Genomic DNA, 7,432 nt, shown 5'->3' on the forward strand with positions numbered 1-7,432 from the left:
GTGTCGGGTGTGGTGGGGCCGGGTTCCGGTTCCGTGCTCAGGCCGCAGCAGGCAGGCCGGCGACGCCGGTGATCTGATCCCAGATAGCGAAGCGGTGATCATCTCGGTGCGGTAGTGGGCGACGGTCATCAGGTGGCGGCGGGGCCTGAAGTGGGGTGAGATACCGCTGAACGCGGCCAGGCACTGCTGGGCTCCGCCGACGCTGCGGAAGCCTTTCATTGCGCGTTCGTGCTGCCGGGTGGGCTGATGACTGTTCTCGGCCCGGTTGTTCAGGCCCTTGTGGGAACGGTGCTCGACGGAGGGCATGACCTCGCGGTGGGCCGCGCCGTAGGAGCGGAGCTTGTGGTGACGATCACCCGCGGCACCGAGCATGTATTCTTGAGCAGTTTGCGGAAGAAGCGCCGGGCTGAGGCCTTGTCCCTTCGGCCCTGGAGAAGGATGTCGAGCACGTTGCCGTCGGCGTCGACGGCCCGCCACAAGTACTTCAGCTCACCGTTGATCTTCACGAAGACCTCGTCCAGGTGCCATTTGGCCCCGGGACGGGGCCGCCTCCGGCACAGGGAGTTGGCATAGGCCTGCCCGAACTTCGCGCACCAGCGGCGGACCGTCTCGTGAGAGACGATCACACCGCGCTCGAGCATCAGCTCCTCGACCTCCCGGAAGCTGAGCGGGAAGCGGAAGTACAGCCACACGCAGTGGGAGATGATCTCTACCGGGTATCGGTGCCCCTTGTACGACGGCGGCGCGGACGAAACGAGCGAACCCCTCCCGGCACGATCAACCACAAGATCATCTCAGGCGGTCAGCCAACGTGACAATGCCCGTCCAGATACTTCGGTCGTCGCGGCGGGGCGGAGACCCGGTTTGGGAAATCGTTCGCAAGGCCCCGGTAACCGTCGTCCACCTCTGCCTTCACGCCGGGGTGGAAGCGGAACTGCTCGGCGATGCCCTCGGTGCGCACGCAGGTCTGGTCATGCATCCGGCCCGGACGTACCGCTCCGGACCACAGGGTCCGGCCCTGCCCATCGCTGATCGTGGTCGTCTTGACCGTGTTCTGCTTGCGCTTGCCCGACACAAACGCACGTCGGCCGGGACGGTGTGCTTTGGGGCGCCTCACCTGGGTCTCCATCCCGTCGATCCGCAGGGTCACCCCCTCGGCCTCGGTATAGGCGAACACGCCCTCCAATGTGCGCAGCCGCAGCCCGGGGCGCTGCTGCACCGCGAACCCGCGGGCCGCGAGTAGTGGCCTCACCTCTGCCACCGCCCGGCCGATCGTCGACTTGCCCACCTGGTAGATGACGCCCAGCGCCTCATAGGTGAGCCCGGTCCGCAGGTGCACCAGCGTGGCCAGCAGCCGGTCGGTGAACACCAGCTCGTACTTCGGCCCGGCCCCCGCCTCACGTCGGCGCGAACCCTGACGACGGCCATGGCGTTCGGACTCGCAGCGGGCCTCCCAGCGCGCAGCGAGCTCCGTGACCAGCTCGCCCAAGAGCCACTCCGGGACACCGCAGAGGGCGGGATGCGCCATCACAACCCGGATGACTCGCACCAACACCCCGATGTCCCCAGCCGTGACGAAGATCATCAATCGCGGAAGGGCCCGTAAATCCAGGTGTCCCCTCCCGACCGCCCCGGTAGCGTGCGCAAGCATGACATCGGAACTGGAACGCCCCCCGCTCCAAGCGGACGAACGCACCGCGCTCATCGGCTGGCTGGACCTGCAGCGGCAGATCCTGCGCTGGAAATGCGAGGGGCTGAGCGATGAGGACGCGCACCGCCCGGCCATCCCGACCTCACCGGCCATGACGATGGCCGGTCTCATTTCCCACATGCGCTGGACCGAGCACATGTGGCTGGAGGTGCTGTTCCTCGGCGGCGACAAGAAGCAGAACCCGTCGTTCGACGAGTCGAGCGAGGACGCCGACTGGCACACCGACGGCCGCCCCCTCGCCGAGCTCCTCGCGGAGTACGAGGCCCAGTGCGCCCGCAGCAACGAGATCGTCGCCGCGGCCTCCCTGGACGACGTCGGCCGACACCCCGACTTCCGCTCCGGCAGCGCCAACCTCCGCTGGATGCTGATCCACCTCGTCGAGGAGACGGGGCGGCACGCGGGACACGCGGACATCGTCCGAGAGCTACTCGACGGCACGAAGGGCTATTACTAGTGCCGTGACCGGCAAGGTTTGCCCCGTCGCACCGCCCGGCACGCACGCTCGCGGCGTTGGCCGAAAGCCCACGTAGCCCGCTACGAGGGCTTTCGACCGCCTTGCGATCGCACGCACCCGACGACGCTCCTTCCGGGCAAACCTTGCCGGTCACGGCACTAGCGCGACTCCACGTAGCGGGCCCTTGCCTCAGGAGCCAGGCCAACACGCCTCACGACCAATCGCGGGGTAGCCCGTAATCCTTCGCCCAGTGCTGGGTCGTCTTCGACGGCTTACAGTACGTCAGGACTGGCCTGCCGGCGATCTGGTCGAGGCACCGGCTGCTGTCCAGGTGCACGACGGTGCTGCTGGTACCCGTGCGCCAGCTCTGGCTGGACGTGGAACTCAAGTTCGATCTCATCGAGCCGAGCCTGGCCGAGGAGGGCCGCCCGTCCGGCGGGCGTCGGAGCGAACAGCTCCTGGCTCCAAAATTGCCGGCTATCGGCAGGGGTTGGCGGTGTCAGCGGACTCGCCCGGTGAGACGAGTCCTGTCTCGTAGGCGAGGACGACGGCCTGGGCCCGGTCGCGCAGGGTCAGTTTGGCGAAGATCCGGGCCACGTGGGTCTTCACTGTCGCCTCACTGAGCGTCAGTTCGCATGCCAGTTCGGAATTGGAAAGACCTCGGCCCATGAGCGTCAGTACCTCGCGCTCGCGCGGCGTCAGCGCGGCCAGGTCTCGGTGGACGGTTGGGGTTGCGAGACCCGAACCGGTTCTGGGGGCGCTGGGGGCGAAGCGCTCCACCAGGCGGCGGGTGATCGAGGGTGCGAGTAGGGCGTCACCGGTGTCGACCAGGCGTACGGCGGTGGCCAGATGCGCGGGGGTGACGTCCTTGAGCAGGAATCCGCTGGCTCCGGCGGCGAGGGCGGTGTAGACGTAGTGGTCGAGGTCGAAGGTGGTCAGCATGATCACCCGGCAGTCCGGGGCCTGCGCGAGTATGCGGCGGGCGGCTTCCAGGCCGTCCATGACGGGCATTCGGATGTCCATCAGTACGACGTCGGGCCGCAGCCTCAGCACGGTGGCCACGGCCTCGGCTCCGTCGCCGGCTTCGCCCACCACGTCGATGCCGCGGGCGGACAGGATCAGGCGGAAGCCGGTGCGGACCAGCTCCTGGTCGTCGGCGATCACGACGCGAGGGGCGGGTTCGGTGTGCGTCGTCATGGCCGGTCCAGCGGGATCCGGGCGCGGACTCGGTAGCCGCCGCCGAGGCGGCGGCGGGCGTCAAGGTCGCCGCCGTAGACGGCGACCCGCTCCCGCAGGCCGAGCAGCCCGCGTCCCGTTCCGTCTGCCTGGCCCGGGACCGGCTCTTTCCGCGCGGGCCGGCTGTCCGACAGGATGCTCGGTCCGCTGTTCAGCACCTCGACTCGCAGGTAGTGGTCCGCGTATCGCACCGTCACCTCGGCTTTCGCTCCGTCCCCGTGTTTGAGGGCATTGGTCAGGGCCTCCTGGATGATCCGGTAGGCGGTGACATCGATCCCGGTCGGCAGCGGGCGCGGCTCACCCGAGATGCGCATCTCCACGGGCAGGCCGGCAAAGGCGATCCGGTCGATCAGCGGGCTGAGCCGGCTCAAGCTCGGCTGCGGTGACAGGTCCATATCGTAGGGCTCGTCGTCGCCGTTCTGCGCGGGTGCGAGCAGGCCGAGCAGGTGCCGCAGCTCGGTCATCGTGTTCCGCCCGGCGGTCTCGACGGCGCTCATCGCCGCAGCCGCCTCGTCAGGCATCGTGGCCAGCACCTCGCGGGCGGCTCCGGCCTGGACCACCATGAGGCTCACGTTGTGGCTGACGATGTCGTGGAGCTCGGCGGCGATCCTGGCCCGCTCGGCGTCGACCGCGGTCCGCGTCGCGCTCTCGCGCTCCCGCTCCAGCAGCCAGCCGCGCTCCTCGATGGCCGCCTGGTGCAGCCGCCGCGCCCGGACCGCCGCCACGCACAGACACCCAGCGGCGCCAACTGCCGCCGCCAGGGCGATGACCAGCCAGATCGTCCAGGATCCCCACACCGGATCATCTTCGCAGCTGCACGACGCGCCCCGCATCAGCCCCCGGAGGCAGCTCCGTACATCCCCGGGATGACCTGCCCGGACGAATACATCCGGGGGGTGACGCCCCGTCCGCAGACTCCGTCCTAAGTTCGAGCCATGACAACCGAACATGGCAGTGCCCGGCACGTGGTGGTGCGGCTGGACGGCGTGCACAAGGAGTACGGCGACGCGAAGGCCCTGGACGGCCTGTCGCTCGAGATCAGGGCGGGGGACGCGGTCGCCGTCATGGGCCCCTCCGGCTGCGGCAAGTCCACCTTGCTCAACATGGTGGCCGGCCTGGACCGGCCGACCTCGGGCGCAGTCGAGGTGCAGGGTCATGACCTCGGGAAACTGAACGAGACCGGCTTGGCGCTGTTCCGGCGGCGGAACATCGGCATGATCTTCCAGTTCTTCAACCTCATCGACGATCTGCCCGCCCTGGACAATGTGGCGCTGGCCGCGCAGCTGACCGGCACCCCGGCCCGGCAGGCGCGCCGCCGTGCCTTGGAGCTCCTGGACGAACTCGGTGTCGCCGAACGCCGGAACAACTATCCTGCGACGCTCAGCGGCGGCGAGCGGCAACGGGTCGCCGTCGCACGGGCGTTGATGAACCGCCCGGCCCTGCTGCTTGCCGACGAGCCGACCGGCGCCCTCGACAGCCGGTCGGGCGAGCAGGTGATGGATCTGCTGATCGACCTCAACCAGATCGGCCAGACCCTGTTGATCGTCACCCACGACCCGCAGCTGGCTACCCGCTGCGCCAGCCGGCTGATCGAAGTCGCCGACGGCCGGGTCGCCCGCGAGAGCACGCTGGCGGCGACCGCGTGAGCGCCGTATGGAGAGCCTCCCGCGCGGCCGTGAAGCGCCGTCGGCTCCAGACCTTCGTCATCGGGCTCGTCGTGCTCTGCTCCACCACGACCGTCCTGCTCGCGCTGGCGCTGCTGAACGCCGCCTCGGGCCCCTTCGACAAGGCCTACGCCGCACAGCGCGGTGCTCATACGGTGGCGGCCTTCGACACCACGAAGGTCTCGCAGGAGCAGTTGGCACGGACCGCCCGGCAGCCTGGGGTGAAGGCCGCGGCCGGGCCGTTCGGGCAGGCCGTCGTCGACATCCCCAAGGACTGGCTCTGGATGGCGGGCGGCACCCTCACGGTGGTGGGCCGGGCCGATCCGGCGGGCCCCGTGGACCGGATCGAACTCCTTGAAGGCCACTGGGCCACCGCACCCGGCGAGATCGTCGTCAACTGGTCCGTCCAGGGCTCCCCCGGCCCCGAGCTGCTCGGCACCAAGCTGGAGACCCCCGGCGGAGCGACGCTGACCGTCGTCGGATTCGCCGCCAGCATGAGCAAGTCGGCGAGCGCCTGGGTCTCGCCCGAGCAGATGGCCGCACTGCACCCGACCTCCGCCCAGATGCTCTACCGCTTCACGGACTCCTCGACGCAAACCCAGCTGAGCGCCTCGCTGGCACGGGCCACCACGGGACTGCCCAAGGAATCGCTGACCGGCGCTCAGACCTACCTCACCCTCAAGCACGCCTTCTCCGCGCTGGCCGACTCCTACCTCCCGTTCATCACACTCTTCGGCATCCTCGGCCTGCTCGTCTCCACCCTGATCGTCGGCAACGTGGTCAGCGGGGCGGTCGTCTCCGGGTACCGGCACATCGGAGTGCTCAAGGCCCTGGGCTTCACCCCCAACCAGGTCGTGGCCGTCTACCTGACGATGCTCTCCGTACCGGCGGTGGTGGGCTGCGTGCTGGGCACGCTGGCCGGCAACGCGCTGGCCGGGCCGATCCTGAAGGTCGCGTTCACCGGCATCGACGTGGGCCGGGCCGCGGTCGGCGACATCAGCCCGTGGGTGTCCGTGGCCTGCCTCGTGGGCATGCCCGCCCTTGTCCTGCTGGCCGCGCTGGTCCCCGCCCTGCGCGCCCACCGGGTGCCCGCCGCGGAGGCGATCAGCGCGGGCGGCGCGCCGCGGACCGGGCGCGGGCTGCGCGTCCAGCGGCTGCTCGGCGCCACCCGGCTGCCGCGCCCGGTCAGTCTGGGCCTCAGCCAGCCGTTCGCCCGCCCCAGCCGCACCCTGCTGACCATGGCGGCCATCGTCCTCGGGGTCACTACGGTGACCCTGTCGACCGGACTGACCAGCACCATGGTGGCGTACGGCAATGTCGGGCGGGAGGACGGAGGCGCCAGGATCCACGTGACGACCGGGGGATCGGGCAACGACCGGACCCCGCCCCGGCTCAGTGACCCGCAGATCGAGAAACGGCTGCGGTCCCTGCCGGGTGCGGAGGGGGTACGGGCCCGCGCGCTGTCCCAGGCGAACATGACTGGGCAGACCCAGCCCGTCTTCGCCGACTTCTACCGCGGCGACGATTCCTTGTACGAGCACACCATCGTCAAGGGCCGGGCGCCGGCCGCGGCGGGCGAGATCGTGGCCGGGCCGGCGTTCCTGAGCCAGCGCGGGCTGAAGCTCGGTGACCGGGTCACGCTGGAGCTGAACGGCAGGAAGATCACCGCGACCGTCGTGGGTCAGCTCATTGAGGGTAACGCCCGGGCCCTGGAGGCCGCTTGGGAGAGTTTCGCCCAACTCGCACCGGGCGCCCACGCCACCGAGTACACGGTACGGCTCGCCTCCGGCGCCGACGCGCGCGCCTACGCCGAGGCGGTCGCGGCGCTCGACCCGGGCCTGCACGCGTCGGTGATGGACTCCGGCAACGCCGGCACCGCCACCGTCATCACCTTCTCGACGGTGTTCACGGTGCTGCTGACACTCGTCGCGTCGCTCGGTGTCTTCAACACCGTTCTCCTGAACACCCGTGAGCGGCGCCGGGACCTGGGCATGCTCAAGTCGATCGGGATGACACCCCGGCAGGTGGTGGTGATGACGGTGACCTCGGTCGCCGGGTTGGGCGCGGTCGGCGGGCTGCTCGGCATCCCGCTCGGGATCGTGGCGCACCGCCTCGTCGTGGACCATGTCGGGGTGGTCGACTTCCCCGCACATATGAAGGACATGTGGCACGCGCCGCAGCTGGCCGCGATGCTCCTGGCGGGTGTGGCGATCGCAGTCCTCGGCGCACTGGTCCCGGCCCGGTCGGCGGCCCGGATGACCATCGCCTCGGTGCTGCACACCGAGTAGATCACCTGTCGGCATGGTGCAGAGAAGGGCGAGGACGCTTCCGTCGGCGGCCGGGGCGACTAGGGTCTGTGTGATGTCG

Annotated in this window: 6 protein-coding genes and 1 pseudogene; 3 read left to right on the forward strand and 4 right to left on the reverse strand. The window is 69.7% G+C overall.

The genetic code is table 11. The features are described from left to right. Positions 1–37 precede the first annotated feature (37 nt). Both AMK22_RS33160 and AMK22_RS33165 read right to left on the reverse strand, forming a co-directional pair. Positions 38–785 (reverse strand): annotated as a pseudogene (locus AMK22_RS33160) (IS6 family transposase). A 17-nt stretch (positions 786–802) separates the two neighbouring features. Continuing rightward, on the reverse strand, positions 803–1,528 hold the full coding sequence (locus AMK22_RS33165) for a transposase family protein (RefSeq protein WP_206780483.1): 726 nt from the start codon (positions 1,526–1,528) through the stop codon (positions 803–805). 121 nt (positions 1,529–1,649) lie between these two features. Here AMK22_RS33165 and AMK22_RS33170 point away from each other — a divergent pair, with 121 nt between their 5' ends. Next, entirely contained in the window at positions 1,650–2,165 is a 516-nt protein-coding gene (locus AMK22_RS33170; RefSeq protein ID WP_073791094.1) for a DinB family protein, read from the forward strand. Between the two features lie 477 nt (positions 2,166–2,642). On the opposite strand, the gene AMK22_RS33175 is transcribed toward AMK22_RS33170, so the two are convergent. After that, a complete protein-coding gene (locus AMK22_RS33175) occupies positions 2,643–3,362 on the reverse strand; it encodes a response regulator (protein ID WP_073791095.1) in 720 nt (239 codons plus the stop codon). Then, the gene (locus tag AMK22_RS33180) at positions 3,359–4,198 is read right to left on the reverse strand and encodes a sensor histidine kinase (RefSeq protein WP_242434256.1); all 840 of its coding nucleotides are present in this window, start codon (positions 4,196–4,198) and stop codon (positions 3,359–3,361) included. Before AMK22_RS33180 ends, AMK22_RS33175 begins: the two co-directional genes overlap by 4 nt. 138 nt (positions 4,199–4,336) lie before the next feature. Between AMK22_RS33180 and AMK22_RS33185 the strand changes: the two genes are divergently transcribed. Further along, entirely contained in the window at positions 4,337–5,047 is a 711-nt protein-coding gene (locus AMK22_RS33185) for an ABC transporter ATP-binding protein (protein WP_073791098.1), read from the forward strand. Further along, the gene (locus AMK22_RS33190) at positions 5,044–7,353 is read left to right on the forward strand and encodes an FtsX-like permease family protein (protein WP_073791100.1); all 2,310 of its coding nucleotides are present in this window, start codon (positions 5,044–5,046) and stop codon (positions 7,351–7,353) included. Before AMK22_RS33185 ends, AMK22_RS33190 begins: the two co-directional genes overlap by 4 nt. The last annotated feature ends 79 nt before the right edge of the window (positions 7,354–7,432 follow it).

The organism is Streptomyces sp. CB01580, from assembly GCF_001905795.1.
GTDB lineage: Bacteria > Actinomycetota > Actinomycetes > Streptomycetales > Streptomycetaceae > Streptomyces.

Bases quoted from the DNA above. Each gene is read 5' to 3' on its own strand.
- AMK22_RS33165 (WP_206780483.1), bottom strand. From the start codon at position 1,528: ATGGCGCATCCCGCCCTCTGCGGTGTCCCGGAGTGGCTCTTGGGCGAG.
- AMK22_RS33170 (WP_073791094.1), top strand. From the start codon at position 1,650: ATGACATCGGAACTGGAACGCCCCCCGCTCCAAGCGGACGAACGCACC.
- AMK22_RS33175 (WP_073791095.1), bottom strand. From the start codon at position 3,362: ATGACGACGCACACCGAACCCGCCCCTCGCGTCGTGATCGCCGACGAC.
- AMK22_RS33185 (WP_073791098.1), top strand. From the start codon at position 4,337: ATGACAACCGAACATGGCAGTGCCCGGCACGTGGTGGTGCGGCTGGAC.